This is a genomic window from Hydrogenimonas thermophila (assembly GCF_900115615.1).
In the GTDB taxonomy this organism is placed as follows: domain Bacteria; phylum Campylobacterota; class Campylobacteria; order Campylobacterales; family Hydrogenimonadaceae; genus Hydrogenimonas; species Hydrogenimonas thermophila.
In genome coordinates this window covers 1-15,647 of sequence record NZ_FOXB01000020.1, presented here as the reverse complement: position 1 = coordinate 15,647, position 15,647 = coordinate 1, and the positions used below count along the sequence as shown (strand labels likewise).

Below are 15,647 nucleotides of genomic sequence, written 5' to 3'. Positions count from 1 at the left end.
CATTTGCGTTTTATATATGAGCTTAGAAGAAGTTTAGTAAAAAACTAATTCTTTAACTGATATTATTTACACATCAAATATAAACCATAAATAGGAGAACCTAATGGCAGAACAAAAGATTATCTGGACGAAGATCGATGAGGCACCGGCTTTAGCTACTTATTCGCTCTTTCCAATTGTTAAAAACTTCTTGAAGACAGCTGGCGTTGATATTGAGCAGTGTGATATATCTCTTGCTGGACGTGTTATTTCTCAGTTCCCTGAGAGACTACGTGAAGATCAGCGTATTCCTGATAACCTTGCAGCTCTTGGTGAACTTGTAAAAAAACCAGAAGCAAATATTATTAAATTACCAAACATTTCAGCTTCTATTCCTCAGCTTAAAGCTACTATTGAAGAGCTTCAGAAAAAAGGGTTTGATCTTCCTGATTTTCCAGAAGATCCTCAAACTGATGAAGAGAAAGAGATTGCTGCAAAATATGCTACTTGTCTTGGTTCTGCAGTTAACCCAGTTCTTCGTGAGGGTAACAGTGACCGACGTGCAGCAGCTGCAGTTAAAAAATTTGCTCAGAAAAATCCTCATAGATTGAAGCCATTCTCACCAGATTGTAAAGCATATGTTGCTTACATGGATGGTGGTGACTTCTATGAAAATGAGCAGTCTGTTATTATGGATAAAGATGCAACACTTAGCATCGAACTAAATGGTAAATGCCTAAAAACTTTGGAAGTTGAAGATAAAGAGCTTGTTTCATCTACTTTCATGTCAGCTAAAGCTTTAAGAGCATTCTTAGCAAAAACTATTGAGGATGCAAAAGAGAAGGGACTTCTTTGGTCTGTACACTTGAAAGCTACTATGATGAAAGTTAGTGACCCAATTATCTTTGGTCATGCTGTTAGCGTTTTCTTCAAAGATGTATTTGAAAAATATGCTGATGAGTTCGAAAAACTTGGTGTAAATCCAGATCTTGGAATCGGTGACCTTCTTAAAAAGATCGAAAAGTCAGATAAAAAAGATGAGATTGAAGCTGCTTTAAAAGCTGTTGTTGAAAAAGGTGAGCCAAACATCGCAATGGTTGACAGCGATAAAGGTATTACAAACCTACACTTCTCTAATGACATCATTATTGATGCTTCTATGCCTCCAGTTATCCGTGAAGGCGGAAAAATGTGGAACAAAGATGGTGAGCTTCAAGAGTGTGTAGCTGTTATTCCTGATAGAAGTTATGCAAGAATGTATAGTGCAATGCTAGAAGATTGTAAAGAGAATGGTCAGTTTGATGTTGCAACTATGGGTCACGTTAGCAACGTTGGTCTTATGGCGAAAAAAGCTGAAGAGTATGGAAGCCATCCATTCACTTTCCGCTGTGCTGAAGATGGTGTTATGGAAGTTAAAGATCAAGATGGTAACGTCTTGATGAGCCATAAAGTTGAAAAAGGTGACATCTGGAGACTTTATAAAGCAAAAGATATTGCGGTTAAAGACTGGGTTCGATTGGCACATGAGCGTGGTAAACTTACTGGTGATCCTATTGTATTCTGGCTTGATTCAAACAGAGCGCATGATTCAAACCTTATCAAAAAAGTTTTAGAGTACTTGCCAGAGCATCTTGAAAAAGAGCCAATTGAGTACCATATTATGGCACCTGAACTTGCAATGAAGTATACTGTTAAACGAAGCCGAGCAGGTCTAAATACAATCTCTGTTACTGGTAACGTTCTTCGTGACTACCTAACAGACTTATTCCCAATTTTAGAGCTTGGAACAAGTGCGAAAATGATGAGTATTGTTCCACTTCTTGCTGGTGGTGGATTGTTTGAAACAGGTGCAGGTGGATCAGCTCCTAAGCATGTTGAGCAGTTCTTGAAAGAGAGCCACCTACGATGGGATAGCCTTGGAGAATTCCTTGCATTGGCTGAAAGCCTAAGAATGATTTTCAATAAAACAAATGACAACAAGGTTAAAGCACTTTGTGAAGCATTAGATAAAGCTAACGAAGCTTACCTTGATAACAACAAAGCACCAGGTAGAAAGTGTGGTGAGCCTGATAACAAAGCAAGTCACTTCTATCTTGCACTATACTGGGCAGATGCACTTGCTAATAGTGATGATAAAGAGTTGGCAGAGAAGTTTGCTTCTGTTGCTAAAGCTCTTAAAGAGAATGAACAAAAAATTCTTGATGAACTTCTTGCTGTTGAAGGTAAACCATCTGATATTGGTGGATACTTTATGCCAGATGATGAAAAAGCTGAAAAGGCAATGCGCCCAAGCGAAACTCTCAACAAAATTATCGAATCAATCGCATAATTTATCTTTCCCGCACCAAAAGGTGTGGGGAAGCTACACAGGATAGGTGAGTAAAATTTCGCAGAGGTGAAGTTTTATTCGTTTATCTTTCAATTTGTTTTATACTAACAAATACCTTCTATAGTCTCCCCGAATTAGGCAGGCTTAAAAATTTACTACTAAAGGATTGCCCATGGGAAAAGGAAAACGAGTCGGAATAGTTGGAGCTGGAAATGTTGGTTCTACAGTTGCTTTTATTCTTGCAATGAATGGTTCTTGCCATGAAATCATACTTCGAGATAACAAAATTGATATTGCTAAAGGTAAAGCATTAGATATGAGTCAGGCAGCTGCAGCTGCTAGAAGCCATACTATTGTTTCAGTAGCTGAAGAGCCTGAACAACTTAAAGATTGTGATGTTGTTGTTGTAACTGCAGGAAGTCCTCGTTTACCTGGTATGAGTAGAGATGACCTTCTTTTAAAAAATGCTCAAATCACTCGCGAAGTTGTAAGAGATATAAAAACTTACTCTCCAAATGCAATTATTATTATGGTTTCAAACCCTTTAGATGCTATGACATATGTAGCACTAAGAGAGAGTGGTTTTGAAAGAAATAGAATTCTTGGAATGGCTGGAATTTTAGACAGCTCTCGTATGGCATATTTTATTCAAGAAAAACTTGGTTACGGTACTGGTCAGATTCGTGCATCTGTTATGGGTGGACATGGAGATGACATGGTTCCTCTTCCAAGATACTCTACTGTTGCAGGTGTACCATTAAATGACTTGCTTACAGATGAAGAGATAGATGAAATAGTTGAAAGAACAAAACATGGTGGTGCAGAGATTGTAAGTTATCTTAAGACAGGTTCCGCATATTATGCTCCTGCAAAATCTACAACTATAATGGTAGAGGCTATCTTGAAAGATACTAAGCAAATCTATCCTTGTGCTGTATATTTGGATGGTGAGTATGGTTACAGTGATGTTGTAAGCGGTGTTCCTGTAAGTATTGGAGCAAATGGAGCTGAAGACATCATTAATGTTTCACTTAATGCATGTGAACGTAAAATGTTTAAAAAATCTGTAGAATCTGTACGAAAACTCATAGATACACTTAATGAAAATAATTTTTTTGAGGATTGTAAATGAGAGAAATTGCGTATGAAGATATTGTAAATGCTGTAAAGAATCTTGTGATTCATACAGCAACAAATCTTCCTGAAGATGCTCTTAATAAATTAAAAGAAGCTCATGAAAAAGAGGCAAGTCCAGTTGCAAAAAAAGTTTTGGAACAACTTCTTGAAAATGCAGATATAGCACGCAGTGAGAAACGACCGCTTTGTCAAGATACTGGTTTGGCAGTATACTTTGTTAAAGTAGGACAGGATGTAAAGATAACTGGCGGACTGCTTAAAGATGCTATTAACGAAGGTACAGAAAAGGGTTATATTGAAGGGTATCTTCGTGCATCTACATGTGACTGTTTTACAAGAGAAAATTTAAAAGAGAAGATAGGCTACAACCTGCCAGCAATTATACATATCGATCTTGTAGAGGGTGACAAGATTGAGATTGAGTATGCAGCAAAAGGCGGTGGAAGTGAAAATGTCAGCCGAGCTCGTGTATTGGCACCAGCACAAGGTAAAGAGGGTGTCATAGAGTTTGTTAAAAGTGTTATATCTGAAGCAGGACCAAACCCTTGTCCTCCAATTATTGTTGGTGTAGGCATTGGTGGAACATTTGAAAAGGCTGCTATTTCAAGTAAATATGCACTCTTTAGAGAAGCAGGCAAGCCACATTCAGATCCAGAAGTAGCTGAGTTTGAAAAAGAGTTACTTCATGAACTCAACAAACTTGGAATTGGTGCTATGGGTATGGGTGGAACACAAACAGTACTTGCTGTTCATGTAGAGAAAAATCCTTGTCATATTGCTAGCTTGCCTGTTAGCGTCAATGTACAGTGCCACAGTAGCAGACATAGTCATATAACACTTTAAGGAATCTCTATGAGTCAAGTACACTATTTAACAACACCACTTACAGATGAAGATATTTTAAATCTTAAAGCTGGAGATATAGTATATCTTTCAGGAACAATCTTTACAGCTAGAGATGCAGCACATAAACGTTTGGTTGATTTAATTGAAAACAAACAAGAGTTACCTTTTCCTTTAGATGGAGCTGTTATATATTTTGTTGGTCCAACTCCTCCAAAGCCAGGTGATCCTATAGGGAGTGCAGGACCAACAACAAGTTATCGAATGGATAGTTACTCACCTACACTTATCAAGCATGGCTTAAAAGGCATGATAGGTAAAGGTAAGAGAAATCAGGATGTAAAAGATGCTTGTAAAGAGCATAAAGCAGTCTACTTTGGTGCAACAGGTGGTGCAGGTGCACTGCTTGGTAAATTGATTAAAGAAGCCAAAGTAATTGCTTATGAAGAGCTTGGACCAGAAGCAGTTAGAATGCTTAAGGTTGAAAATTTTCCTGTTACAGTAATCAATGATGCTTATGGTAATGACCTTTATGAAGAGGGTCGTAAAAAGTATGAAGTAAAAGACTAATCTTATAGAAAGGGATGAAAGATGAATATTCATGAATATCAAGCAAAAGAGATATTTCGTCAGTACGGTGTTCCTGTTCCTCGTGGACAAGTAGCATTTAGTGTTGATGAAGCAGTTGAAGCTGCAAAAAATCTTGGAGGAGATCTTTGGGTTGTTAAAGCACAAATCCACGCAGGTGGACGAGGCTTAGGCGGCGGTGTTAAACTTGCAAAATCTTTAGATGAAGTTCGTCACTGGGCTAATGAAATTCTTGGTATGACTCTTGTTACTCATCAAACAGGTCCAGAAGGTAAACTTGTTCAAAAAGTTTACATAGAAGAGGGTGCTGATATTAAAGCAGAGTTTTATCTTGGTATGGTTCTTGACCGTGCATCTGAAATGCCTGTTATGATGGCTTCTACAGAAGGCGGTATGGAGATTGAAGAAGTAGCAGCAAAAACTCCTGAAAAAATTGTAAAAGTTCAAATTGACCCTGCAATTGGATTCCAAGGATTCCACGGACGTAAACTTGCATTTGGTCTTGGACTTGCAAAAGAGGAGATTGGACCATTCATTAAGTTTGCACAGGCTCTTTATAAAGTTTATATGGATAAAGATGCCGAAATGATTGAGATTAACCCTCTTATCAAAACAGGTGATGGAAAATTCCTTGCACTTGATGCTAAGATGGGATTTGATGACAATGCACTTGGTCGTCATCCTGATATTGTTGAGATGCGAGATCTTAGTGAAGAAGAGCCAACAGAAGTAGAGGCTAAACAGCATGGTTTAAGCTATATTAAACTTGATGGTAATGTTGGTTGTATGGTTAACGGTGCTGGTCTTGCTATGGCAACTATGGATATCATCAAGCATGAAGGTGGTGAACCTGCAAACTTCCTTGACGTGGGTGGTGGAGCTAATCCTGAAACAGTTGCAAAAGGCTTTGAAATTATTCTAAAAGATCCAAATGTAAAAGCTATATTTGTAAATATTTTTGGTGGAATTGTACGTTGTGACAGAGTTGCTAATGGTATTCTTGAAGCAACTAAATTGACTGATGTCAATGTTCCTGTAATTGTTCGTCTTGATGGAACAAATGCTGAAGAAGCGGCTGAAATTCTAAAGAGTGCAGGTATTAAAAATATCATTGCAGCAGAAGATCTTGCTGACGGTGCTAAAAAAGCTGTTGAAGCTGCGAAGTAAAAGGAGATAAACAATGAGTATTTTGGTAAACAAAGATACAAAAGTAATCGTCCAGGGATTTACCGGTAAAGAGGGTACATTTCATGCTTCTCAGTGTATGGAGTACGGTACAAAAATTGTTGGTGGTGTAACTCCAGGTAAAGGTGGTCAAGAGCATTTAGGTCAGCCTGTATTTAATACAGTTAAAGAGGCTGTTGATGCAACAGGTGCAACTGTATCTATGATTTTTGTTCCACCAGCATTTGTTTCTGACGCTGTTATGGAAGCTGCTGATGCAGGTATTGAGCTTGCTGTAATTATTACTGAAGGTGCTCCTGTTAAAGATATGATGTATGCAAAAGCATATGCAACAAAAAAAGGTATGAGTACCATTGGACCAAACTGTCCGGGAATCATTACTGCAGAAGAGTGTAAAATTGGTATTATGCCTGGATTTATCTTTAAAAAAGGTCCAGTCGGTCTTATTTCTAAATCTGGTACATTGACATATGAAGCATCAAATCAGGTTGTTAAAGAGGGTCTTGGTATTACAACTGCTGTAGGAATTGGTGGAGACCCTATTATTGGACTATCTTACAAACAACTTCTTCCAATGTTTGAAGCTGACCCTGAAACTGAAGCAATCGTTATGATTGGTGAAATTGGTGGAGACCTTGAAATTCAGGCTGCTGAATTCATTAAAGAGAATATTACTAAGCCAGTAGTTGCATTTATTGCAGGTCAAACAGCTCCAAAAGGTAAGAGAATGGGACATGCTGGTGCAATTATTTCAGGTGGTAGCGGAACAGCTGCAGAAAAGATGGCTGCACTTGAAGCTGCAGGTGTAAAAGTTGTTGTTTCTCCTGCAGATATTGGAAAAGCTGTTAAAGAGGTTATGGGTAAATAAGTTATGAAAAAAACTTATGAAGTTGCCAATATAAGATGCGAAGGGTGTGCCAACACAATTAAAAAGGCTCTCTCTGAGCATTTTGGTAACAGTGTGGAAGTCGATTTAGAAGTAGTGCCACGAAAGGTAACAGTTGAACTGAATAACCTTTCAGATGAAGAGATTTTTATTACAACATTAAGAAAGCTGGGTTATCCTCTTATCGACGATGAAATATCGAATGTAGAAAGTGCAGTGATGAAGGGAAAAAGCTTTGTCTCATGCGCAATAGGTAAATTAAATCCAACTAAGGAGAAGTGATGAGTATTATGAAAGCACCGGAAAATACTCCGGTCTGGACTGACGAAAGTCGTTGTAAAGCATGTGATATTTGCGTAGATGCTTGCCCTGCTGGCGTTTTAGCAATGCGATATGAGCCACATTCAGTACTTGGAGCTATGATTACTGTCGAAGCACCAGAACTTTGCATTGGATGTAATGATTGTGAATTAGCTTGTCCAGATTTTGCAATTTTTGTAGCTGACAGAAAAGAGTATAAATTTGCTAAATTGACTGATGCTGCAAAAGAGCGGGCAGAAGCGATCAAAAATAATAAATATATGACGCTTAGCGCATAAGGAGTAAGTATGGCAAGAGAAATAATTTCTAGTGGTAATGATTTGGCAGCAATTGCTGCTGTTGATGCAGGATGTATGTTTTTTGGTGGATATCCAATTACACCATCAAGTGAAGTAATGCACACAATTTCTGACCTTTTGCCAAAGGTTGGTGGTGCTTGTATTCAGATGGAAGATGAGATTGGTGGTATTTGTGCTGCTATTGGTGCTGCTATGAGTGGTGTTCGATCAATGACAGCTACTTCAGGTCCTGGAATCTCTCTTAAAGCTGAAAACCTTGGTTTGGCTCAAATGGCAGAAGTTCCTTTGGTTGTTGTTGACGTTATGCGTGGTGGTCCATCTACCGGTCTTCCAACTCGTGTTTCACAGGGTGATGTTTCTCAGGCAAAAAACCCTTCACATGGTGACTATAAATCTATTACTCTATGTGCTGGTAACCTTGAAGAGTGCTATACAGAAGTAGTACGAGCATTCAATATTGCTGATAGATTTATGCAACCTGTAATTGTTCTTCTTGATGAGACAATTGGGCACATGCATGGAAAAGCTGTTCTACCAGATCTTGAAGAAGTTAAAGCAAATATTAAAACTCGAAAAACATTTGATGGTCCTGCTGAAGAGTATAAACCGTATGGTGTTGCGCAAGATGAGCCAGCAGTATTGAATCCAATGTTTAAAGGATACCGCTACCACTTTACTGGATTGCATCATGATGCAATGGGATTTCCAACTGAAGAGATTGAGACTTGTCGTAAACTAATTGATAGACTATTTAGAAAAGTAGATGAGCATGTTGATGAGCTTGAATACAATGAAGAGTATATGATTGATGATGCAGATATTCTAATTGTTGCATACGGTTCTGTTTCACTTGCAGCTAAAGAAGCTATCAATCGTTTACGTGATGAGGGAATTAAAGTAGGATTGTTTAGACCAATTACACTTTGGCCAAGTCCAGAAAAACGATTGTATGAACTTGGACAAAAATTTGATAAAATCTTGAGTGTTGAATTAAATATGGGACAGTACCTTGAAGAGATTCAACGTGCGACTGGTCGAAAAGATATAGCTAAACTTATTAAGGTTAACGGTCGACCGTTCTCACCTCAAGATATCATTGATAAAGTAAAGGAGCTTTAATATGGCATTTAATTATGATAACTATTTAAGATTAGAAAAGATGCCAACACTTTGGTGTTGGGGGTGTGGAGATGGTGTTATTTTAAAATCTTTTATTAGAGCCATCGACAAACTTGGAATTAGTAAAGATGATGTATGTGTAGTTTCAGGTATTGGATGTTCTGGACGATTTAGTTCATATGTTGACTTCAATACAGTCCATACTACACATGGACGTACAGTTGCATATGCAACAGGTATTAAATTGGCAAATCCAGATAAGCATGTTATCTGTGTTGCTGGTGACGGTGATGCTTTGGCAATTGGTGGTAATCATACAATCCACGGTTGTAGACGAAATATTGATATTACTATGATTGTTATCAATAACTTTATTTATGGTTTGACTAATTCTCAAACTTCACCAACAACTCCTCGTGGTGCTTGGTCTGTTACTATGAAACAAGGTAACATCGATCCAACATTCGATGGATGTAAACTTGCTGAAGCAGCTGGTGCCTCTTTTGTTGCACGTGAGAAAGTTTCTGAGCCTAAAAAGATGGAAAAAGTTATCGCAGCAGCATTGCAACATAAGGGTTTTGCTTACGTAGAACTTCTTTCTAACTGCCATATTAACCTAGGTAGAAAAAATAAAATGGCATCTGCTATGGAAAACCTTGATTGGATCGATAGCATTACATTGCCTAAGAAGAAATACGATGCTCTTCCAGAAGAAGAGAAAGTTAATATTCTTCCAACTGGTATCTTGAAGCAAGATACAGATGCAGAAGAGTATTGTGAGATGTACGGTAAGCTTAAAGAGGTTTATCAAGGTAAGCGTGATAAATTTACGCAGGCCGATTTCAAGAAAGTAATTTAAGGGGTTGTTCATGAGCAGAATAGTAATGCGCTTTACCGGTGTTGGAGGACAAGGAGTCCTTCTTGCCGGTGAGATTTTTGCAGCGGCCAAAATCAAAATGGGTGGTTATGGTGTCAAAACAGCAACATATACCTCTCAAGTACGTGGTGGACCAACTGTTGTTGATATCCAGCTTGATGACAAAGAGATTTTCTATCCTTATGCTATTGATGGACAAATCGACTTCATGCTATCAGTTGCTGATAAAAGTTATCAGCTATTTAAAGATGGTGTTTCTGAAGGTGGAATCATTGTTATTGATCCAAACCTTGTTTACCCAACTGAAGAAGATCGTAAAAAATGGAAGATAGTTGAAATTCCTATTATTACAATTGCAAAAGAAGAGGTTGGAAATGTTATTACCCAAAGTGTTGTTGCATTAGCTATTGCCAACACGTTTATGGATGCAATTCCTGAAGAGACTCTAATTGAGACAATGCTTAGTAAAGTTCCAAAAAAAGTTCATGAAGCTAACCTAAAGGCATATGAGCTTGGTAAAAAATATGCACTTGAACAAAAAGAGAAACTAGGATTGTAATTTTCTTCATATATTCTACTTTAGGTATTGGATCTATAATTTGATCCAATACCTTTCCTTTTTTAATATTATTTGATAAAATTCGAACATAAGGTACGGCGGATGCTTGCTTGGTTTAGCTAAGAGGAAAGTCCGGGCTGCAGTGAAGCAGGGTTCCGTCTAACGGACGGCCACCGTAAGGTGAGGGATAGTGCAACAGAAAGCAAACCGCCTCGTAAGAGGTAAGGGTGAAACGGTGGGGTAAGAGCCCACCAGCGCCTTGAGCAATCTTGGCGGCTATGTAAACCCAACCCGCAGCAAGAAGAGCATGGTATAAGCTTCACATTTTCGCTCTTCGCTAGAGCTTCATGGTAACATGAAGAGTAGATAAATAAGCATCCAAGACATAACCCGGCTTACAGCCGTACCTAATAAATTTTAATAAAATTTGTGAATGTGATGAAAGATTTATACGACATTCCTTCAAGGAAAGATACAAGACGTACTCCTTTCCGTCCTAGATGTAAATTATGCAGAACCAACAAATATATAATTCCTATCTGTTACAATCTTGAAATTACTGAAGAGCTTCTTGCTAAAGAGAAAAAAGGTGAACTAAAAATTGGTGGTTATAGCAGAAGCATAGATGCACCAAACTGGTTTTGCACTAAGTGTGAAACCAGTTTTCAAAGATAATTTTATTTTTTTATCTTTGTAATTTTTGAACCTTCTAGTGTCAAATTGTACATTAAGCCTTTATTACCAAATATAAAACCTATTATTGGTTTATTGAATTCAATTGAGTTTATCTCTTCTCCAACTCCCCATTTTACAATTGCTACAGAGCCATCTACTCCAACTTTCCAACCATCACTGTTTCGGAATTCATCTAGTGCTCTTTGTGTTAGAAAAACTATTATTATAGATTTTTTTTGAGCACCTATCTGAAAACCTATAGAGGCTGTAACTGTTCTGTAGTAATCTATAATTTTATTATTGACAATAAGCCCACCCTCTCCATATTCTCCTCCTATTCCAAAACCAGCTTTATAGACACTTGGAAATACAAGGTATCCTTTAGCTCTATTTAGAAATTCTGTACCACCTTTGACCTCTTTGTCAAACATTTTAATTGTTTCATAAATTTTTATATTTAGAACCTCTTTTGACTCTGCATATGCTGTTTGTATGAAAAATGTAAGTAAAAATGTAACTAACCATACTGTTCGTTTCATGATCTACTCCTTTGTTTCTAAAATATATCTAACTATTGCAGAAAGACACTTTATAAACTTAAACTAATTTGAAAATTAGATTTATCTTCCTTCCAAAGCGCACTCTTAAGTGATTCATTGTAAAATCAAACAAAAAAATGGGTGATAATGAGAAATATACTTTTTCTTTTTTTACCGATGCTTTTAGTTGCACAGGTTCACTATGCAAAACTTGAACCATTTGAAACGTATATTATAAAATCTGCAGTTTCAGGTCAAGTAGTTAAAGCAGATGAGAGTCAAGAGGGAAAACTTGGCAGTGAAAATTTAATTGTACAGATTGATGATAAGGTAGATAAGGCTCAGTATAAAGCACTACAACGAACACTAACAGTTTTGAAAGAGTCACTAGAACTGACTAAAGAGATGCTAAAAAACAGTGAAGCAGTTTTTAAAAGAGACTTTGATTATTACAATAGAATAAAAGATCTTAAAACAAAGTCCAAAACAGAAAAAGATCGTATATATACTACGATGATTGCATCAAAAAATCAAGTATTAAACTTTAAACAAAATATTGCAAATTTAAATAAGCAGATTACAGATACAGAGTATCAATTAGTAAGATTAAAAGATATTATAGAAAAAAAAGCGATAAAGGCTAAAAATCTATACATCTATAAAGTAGAAGTCAAGAAAGGTGATTATGTAAATCCAGGTAGCATACTTCTAAAAGCAATGGATCTTTCAAAAGGAAGATTGACTTTATACATTGATTCAGATGAGGCTAAAGATTTATCTAAAAGAAAAGTTTATATTAATAATAAACAAACAGACTATAAAGTCAATAAGCTTATTCGTGTAGCAGATGAGACTCATATCTCTGCATATAGGGCAGAGATAATCATAGATAATCCAGATAATCTTTTTTCAAAACTTCTAAAGGTAGAGATAAAATGAAAACAACAGCATGTCCACTTGATTGTTATGACGCTTGTGCAGTAGTGGTTGATCGTGAAAGTTTGAAAATGACAGGAAAAGAGGGGCATCCATTTACTCAAGGTGCTTTATGTTCTCATCTTTATCGTCATATCAAAGAGGTAGAGAGAATAAAAGTTCCAAGGGTTGATGGAAAAGAAGTTTCTATGCAAGAAGCTCTTGAAGCAGCTGCTCACGCCATAAAAGATGCAGGAGAAGATTTTCTTCTATACAGAGGCAGTGGTAATGTAAGTTTTATGCAAAATATTACTGAACACTTTGTGGCAGCATACGGAGGGTGGACTACTGAAGGATCACTTTGTGATGGAGCAGGGCAAGCAGGCATAGAGGCTGGAAGAGGTGTATCACTTGTTCTTCCTCCTGAAGCTATAAAAGAAGCAGAAGCTGTTATTGTATGGGGTCGAAATATATCTGTTACAGATCCTCATATGATGAATCTGATTAAGGATAAGACTTTAATTGTTATAGATCCTGTTAAAACAAAGATAGCAAGAGAGGCAGATCTTTTTCTTCAAATTCGTCCAAGAAGTGATTTTTATCTTGCAGTTCTTCTTTCACGTTTTATGTTTATGGAAGATATGGAGGATAAGGAGTTTTTAAAAGAGCGTTGTGAAGATGCAGAGTGGTATTATGACTTTTTACGTACCTTCCGTGTTCGTACATCTTTGGAAAAATGTGACATATCACTTGATGATTTGGGCGATTTGCTTTATCAAATGCAAAATAAAAAGTGTGTCTTTCTTGTAGGAGCAGGTGTACAAAAATATAGTATTGGTGATCAGGTTCTTCAAGCTATTGATGGTTTGGCTGCTGTTATTGGAGCTTTTGGAAAGCCTGGATGTGGCGTAAGTTTTCTTGGTGATTCAATGGCAGGTTTTAAAAATCCTATTAACTATTCACCTAAAAGAGTTGCTAAACCTATTGCTCCTTTTGGAAGATTTAAAACTGTTTTGGTTCAAGGAGCAAATCCATTGGCTCAAATGCCTGGACTTAACAAAGTAGAAGAGGAGATAAGCAGAGTTGAAAATCTCATCTACTTTGGTCTTTATGAAAATGAAACAACCAAAAAAGCACGAATTGTTATACCAGCTTGTGACTTTTTAGAAAAAGAGGATTTAAGGTTAAGTTACGGTCATCCATATGTTCAACCAATGCCAAAAATCAAAGAGGCTGAGTTTGGAATCAGTGAGTATGAGTTAACGAAATATCTTTTTGATGCACTTGGTTGTAAAGGGCTGGAAGATGAAAAATGGTATATAGATTATATGCTTAAACAGTGCATTGAAGATGGAGACCTTTTAAAATCACCAGCCTATGAGAAGTATCCTTATGAAGATGAGTTTCAGACTGATAGTGGAAATTTTGAGTTTCTTGAAGAGTATGAAGATGATTTTGATGATGAAGAGGAAGGGCTTTGGCTTTTAACACCTAAAAGTCCACACTCTTTAAATAGTCAGTTCAGACGTGAAACTCATATTTTTATCAATTCTGAACTAGGATTTAAAGATGGTGAAGTAGTCAAAGTAAGTTCAGAACATGGTGAGATAGAGCTACCTGTCAAAGTATGTGATGATGTAAGAGCAGATTCAGTGCTGATCTATGCAGGAACACCTAGTGTTAACCGTTTAACTCCTCATATTATGAGTCTTATGGGAAAAAGTGCCTGTTATCAGGAAGTTAAGGTAAAAGTAGAGAGAGTCTAATTTGACAAAACTCTAAATAGTTGACAAAAGTAAAGAGAATAGAGAACAATCATCATATGTTGTGTAAAGAGTGCAATAGAAGAAAATCGGGAAAATAGGATGAAAATAAAAAGTATAGAGATTAAAAACTATAAAATTTTAAAAGATTTTGAGATCGATTTTTTGGATAAAGATGGAAATATTTTAGATTTAATTGTTTTAGCTGGGGTTAATGGAAGTGGTAAAACTACACTTTTAGAGATAATATATCAATATGGAGATAGTAAAAAAAGAGAGTTTAATAAAAAATTTAAAATAGAGTTTGATAAAAATAATATAGCAAATGAAAAAATATTCTATCAAAAAGCAGAAGAGTTTAACATAATTGATTTAAAACAAGAGATAGTAAAATATATAAAATCAAAAATTTTTAAAGAGGAGATTCCTCCCAAAGAGGCATATAAAGAATTTAATAAATTCTTAAATAATGTTTTCGATAGTATTGAATTTAGTTTAGATTTTAAAGGGCTTGATGAAAATGAAAATATCTATTTTTTAAATAGATTTAATGAAGAGGTAGCAATAGATAATCTTTCAACAGGAGAGAAAGAGCTTTTAAAAAAGGTTTTCTATTTTTTTGTAGCAAATATTAAAGATAGTATTATTTTAATAGATGAGCCAGAGATTTCACTTCATCCAAGTTGGCAAGAAGATATTGTAAAAATATATAAAAATTTAGCAAAAAGTTATAATAATCAGATTATTTTGGCAACCCATTCACCTCATATAATAGCCTCCACACCAAATGACTCTCTTTTTATCTTTGCAAAAGAGAATGATAAAATAGTTGCTAAAAAAATTGACTCTTTTGGAAAAGATATTAATTTAGTTTTGCTTGAAGTTATGGGAAGTGGTATAAGAGATAAAGAGGTTGAAGAGAAGATATTAAGATTAAAAAAACTAATTGCAAAAAAAGAGATAAATAGTGAATTTAAAGAGCTTTTTGATTATTTAGAAAAAAATTTAAATGATGAAGTAGAACTTGGATTTTTAAGAGCTAGAGCAAAGGCACTTAATGTTAAGAGTTAAAAAAGAAAAATTTATAATTAATACTAAAGCAAAAAGATGGGAAGATATTGAAATTGATATAAAAGAAGATATAAAAGAGAGATTAGATAAAGAGCAGTTATCCCTTTGTGCCTATTGTGAGAGAAAATTAAAAGAGTTTCATATTGATCATTTTAAAAAAAGAGACTTTTTTCCTGATTTAACATTTGATTATGAAAATCTTTTTTTATCCTGTAACAGTGATGAACATTGTGCAAGATATAAAGATTTAAAAGCAAAATTAAAAAAAGATGATTTCAAAAGACTCATTTCACCAGTTGAGATAGATTTAGAAAAGGTTGTTTATGAAGATGGAGTTTTAGCAAGTTTAGATGATAATATTGACTATACAATAGAGAGTTTAAATTTAAATCATTCAAAACTTGTAGAGTTAAGAAAGAGAATATATCAAGATTTTAAAAGATATGTAGAGGTTTATAAAAACTACGATGAAAGAGAGTTAAGCAAAATGTTTTGTGGGTTTTTAGACTATTTCAGATATTTAAAGAAAGAGTATGCTTGATCTTATAATTGAATAAAATTT

General features: G+C 35.7%; 17 protein-coding genes and 1 other RNA gene. 17 read left to right on the top strand and 1 reads right to left on the bottom strand.

Annotated elements, in window-relative coordinates; genetic code table 11:
• Positions 1-103 precede the first annotated feature (103 nt).
• From BM227_RS07410 to BM227_RS07350, 13 genes are all read left to right on the top strand, one after another.
• Positions 104-2,308 carry an NADP-dependent isocitrate dehydrogenase gene (locus BM227_RS07410; protein ID WP_092912610.1) on the top strand — a complete coding sequence of 735 codons (2,205 nt, stop codon included), beginning with the start codon at positions 104-106 and terminating at the stop codon, positions 2,306-2,308.
• A 172-nt stretch (positions 2,309-2,480) separates the two neighbouring features.
• Complete coding sequence (gene mdh, locus BM227_RS07405) at positions 2,481-3,440, top strand: malate dehydrogenase (RefSeq protein ID WP_092912608.1); 960 nt, start codon at positions 2,481-2,483, stop codon at positions 3,438-3,440.
• The gene (locus tag BM227_RS07400; RefSeq protein ID WP_092912606.1) at positions 3,437-4,288 is read left to right on the top strand and encodes a fumarate hydratase; all 852 of its coding nucleotides are present in this window, start codon (positions 3,437-3,439) and stop codon (positions 4,286-4,288) included. Before mdh ends, BM227_RS07400 begins: the two co-directional genes overlap by 4 nt.
• A 9-nt stretch (positions 4,289-4,297) precedes the next feature.
• Positions 4,298-4,858: a Fe-S-containing hydro-lyase gene (locus tag BM227_RS07395; protein WP_092912604.1), complete on the top strand. Its 561-nt coding sequence runs from the start codon at positions 4,298-4,300 to the stop codon at positions 4,856-4,858.
• Between the two features lie 21 nt (positions 4,859-4,879).
• On the top strand, positions 4,880-6,043 hold the full coding sequence (sucC, locus tag BM227_RS07390; RefSeq protein WP_092912603.1) for an ADP-forming succinate--CoA ligase subunit beta: 1,164 nt from the start codon (positions 4,880-4,882) through the stop codon (positions 6,041-6,043).
• A 13-nt stretch (positions 6,044-6,056) separates the two neighbouring features.
• A complete protein-coding gene (sucD, locus tag BM227_RS07385) occupies positions 6,057-6,929 on the top strand; it encodes a succinate--CoA ligase subunit alpha (protein ID WP_092912601.1) in 873 nt (290 codons plus the stop codon).
• Positions 6,930-6,932: 3 nt separating this feature from the next.
• Positions 6,933-7,229, top strand: a complete 297-nt coding sequence (locus tag BM227_RS07380) for a heavy-metal-associated domain-containing protein (RefSeq protein WP_092912599.1) — start codon at positions 6,933-6,935, stop codon at positions 7,227-7,229.
• Positions 7,229-7,546 carry a 4Fe-4S dicluster domain-containing protein gene (locus tag BM227_RS07375; protein WP_092912597.1) on the top strand — a complete coding sequence of 106 codons (318 nt, stop codon included), beginning with the start codon at positions 7,229-7,231 and terminating at the stop codon, positions 7,544-7,546. Before BM227_RS07380 ends, BM227_RS07375 begins: the two co-directional genes overlap by 1 nt.
• A 9-nt stretch (positions 7,547-7,555) precedes the next feature.
• Complete coding sequence (locus BM227_RS07370; RefSeq protein ID WP_092912596.1) at positions 7,556-8,686, top strand: 2-oxoglutarate synthase subunit alpha; 1,131 nt, start codon at positions 7,556-7,558, stop codon at positions 8,684-8,686.
• Between the two features lies 1 nt (position 8,687).
• Complete coding sequence (locus tag BM227_RS07365) at positions 8,688-9,545, top strand: 2-oxoglutarate ferredoxin oxidoreductase subunit beta (RefSeq protein ID WP_092912594.1); 858 nt, start codon at positions 8,688-8,690, stop codon at positions 9,543-9,545.
• 10 nt (positions 9,546-9,555) lie between these two features.
• Positions 9,556-10,122 carry a 2-oxoglutarate:acceptor oxidoreductase subunit OorC gene (locus BM227_RS07360; protein WP_092912593.1) on the top strand — a complete coding sequence of 189 codons (567 nt, stop codon included), beginning with the start codon at positions 9,556-9,558 and terminating at the stop codon, positions 10,120-10,122.
• Positions 10,123-10,212: 90 nt separating this feature from the next.
• An RNA gene (gene rnpB, locus BM227_RS07355) (RNase P RNA component class A) lies at positions 10,213-10,536 on the top strand.
• A gap of 24 nt (positions 10,537-10,560) precedes the next feature.
• Complete coding sequence (locus BM227_RS07350; protein WP_143089714.1) at positions 10,561-10,797, top strand: hypothetical protein; 237 nt, start codon at positions 10,561-10,563, stop codon at positions 10,795-10,797.
• A 2-nt stretch (positions 10,798-10,799) separates the two neighbouring features.
• Here the strand turns inward: BM227_RS07350 and BM227_RS07345 are convergent, their stop codons facing one another.
• Positions 10,800-11,336, bottom strand: coding sequence for a lipid-binding SYLF domain-containing protein (locus tag BM227_RS07345; RefSeq protein ID WP_092912589.1), 537 nt, complete (start codon positions 11,334-11,336; stop codon positions 10,800-10,802).
• Between the two features lie 147 nt (positions 11,337-11,483).
• Here BM227_RS07345 and BM227_RS07340 point away from each other — a divergent pair, with 147 nt between their 5' ends.
• The 4 genes from BM227_RS07340 (at position 11,484) to BM227_RS07325 (ending at position 15,626) form a co-directional block, all read left to right on the top strand.
• Positions 11,484-12,275 carry an efflux RND transporter periplasmic adaptor subunit gene (locus BM227_RS07340; RefSeq protein ID WP_092912587.1) on the top strand — a complete coding sequence of 264 codons (792 nt, stop codon included), beginning with the start codon at positions 11,484-11,486 and terminating at the stop codon, positions 12,273-12,275.
• On the top strand, positions 12,272-14,017 hold the full coding sequence (locus BM227_RS07335) for a molybdopterin-containing oxidoreductase family protein (RefSeq protein WP_092912585.1): 1,746 nt from the start codon (positions 12,272-12,274) through the stop codon (positions 14,015-14,017). The genes BM227_RS07340 and BM227_RS07335 overlap by 4 nt, the downstream gene beginning before the upstream one ends.
• Positions 14,018-14,116: 99 nt before the next feature.
• Positions 14,117-15,085, top strand: a complete 969-nt coding sequence (locus BM227_RS07330; protein WP_092912584.1) for an AAA family ATPase — start codon at positions 14,117-14,119, stop codon at positions 15,083-15,085.
• Positions 15,072-15,626 (top strand): retron system putative HNH endonuclease, encoded by a 555-nt coding sequence (locus tag BM227_RS07325; protein ID WP_092912582.1) that lies wholly within the window; start codon positions 15,072-15,074, stop codon positions 15,624-15,626. Before BM227_RS07330 ends, BM227_RS07325 begins: the two co-directional genes overlap by 14 nt.
• Positions 15,627-15,647 lie beyond the last annotated feature (21 nt).

Excerpts from the sequence above, each read along its gene's own strand:
- BM227_RS07395 (WP_092912604.1), top strand. The coding sequence starts at position 4,298 with ATGAGTCAAGTACACTATTTAACAACACCACTTACAGATGAAGATATT.
- BM227_RS07370 (WP_092912596.1), top strand. The coding sequence starts at position 7,556 with ATGGCAAGAGAAATAATTTCTAGTGGTAATGATTTGGCAGCAATTGCT.
- BM227_RS07400 (WP_092912606.1), top strand. The coding sequence starts at position 3,437 with ATGAGAGAAATTGCGTATGAAGATATTGTAAATGCTGTAAAGAATCTT.
- mdh (WP_092912608.1), top strand. The coding sequence starts at position 2,481 with ATGGGAAAAGGAAAACGAGTCGGAATAGTTGGAGCTGGAAATGTTGGT.
- sucD (WP_092912601.1), top strand. The coding sequence starts at position 6,057 with ATGAGTATTTTGGTAAACAAAGATACAAAAGTAATCGTCCAGGGATTT.
- BM227_RS07380 (WP_092912599.1), top strand. The coding sequence starts at position 6,933 with ATGAAAAAAACTTATGAAGTTGCCAATATAAGATGCGAAGGGTGTGCC.
- BM227_RS07345 (WP_092912589.1), bottom strand. The coding sequence starts at position 11,336 with ATGAAACGAACAGTATGGTTAGTTACATTTTTACTTACATTTTTCATA.
- BM227_RS07350 (WP_143089714.1), top strand. The coding sequence starts at position 10,561 with ATGAAAGATTTATACGACATTCCTTCAAGGAAAGATACAAGACGTACT.
- BM227_RS07330 (WP_092912584.1), top strand. The coding sequence starts at position 14,117 with ATGAAAATAAAAAGTATAGAGATTAAAAACTATAAAATTTTAAAAGAT.
- BM227_RS07325 (WP_092912582.1), top strand. The coding sequence starts at position 15,072 with ATGTTAAGAGTTAAAAAAGAAAAATTTATAATTAATACTAAAGCAAAA.
- BM227_RS07375 (WP_092912597.1), top strand. The coding sequence starts at position 7,229 with ATGAGTATTATGAAAGCACCGGAAAATACTCCGGTCTGGACTGACGAA.
- BM227_RS07365 (WP_092912594.1), top strand. The coding sequence starts at position 8,688 with ATGGCATTTAATTATGATAACTATTTAAGATTAGAAAAGATGCCAACA.
- BM227_RS07340 (WP_092912587.1), top strand. The coding sequence starts at position 11,484 with ATGAGAAATATACTTTTTCTTTTTTTACCGATGCTTTTAGTTGCACAG.
- BM227_RS07360 (WP_092912593.1), top strand. The coding sequence starts at position 9,556 with ATGAGCAGAATAGTAATGCGCTTTACCGGTGTTGGAGGACAAGGAGTC.
- BM227_RS07410 (WP_092912610.1), top strand. The coding sequence starts at position 104 with ATGGCAGAACAAAAGATTATCTGGACGAAGATCGATGAGGCACCGGCT.
- BM227_RS07335 (WP_092912585.1), top strand. The coding sequence starts at position 12,272 with ATGAAAACAACAGCATGTCCACTTGATTGTTATGACGCTTGTGCAGTA.
- sucC (WP_092912603.1), top strand. The coding sequence starts at position 4,880 with ATGAATATTCATGAATATCAAGCAAAAGAGATATTTCGTCAGTACGGT.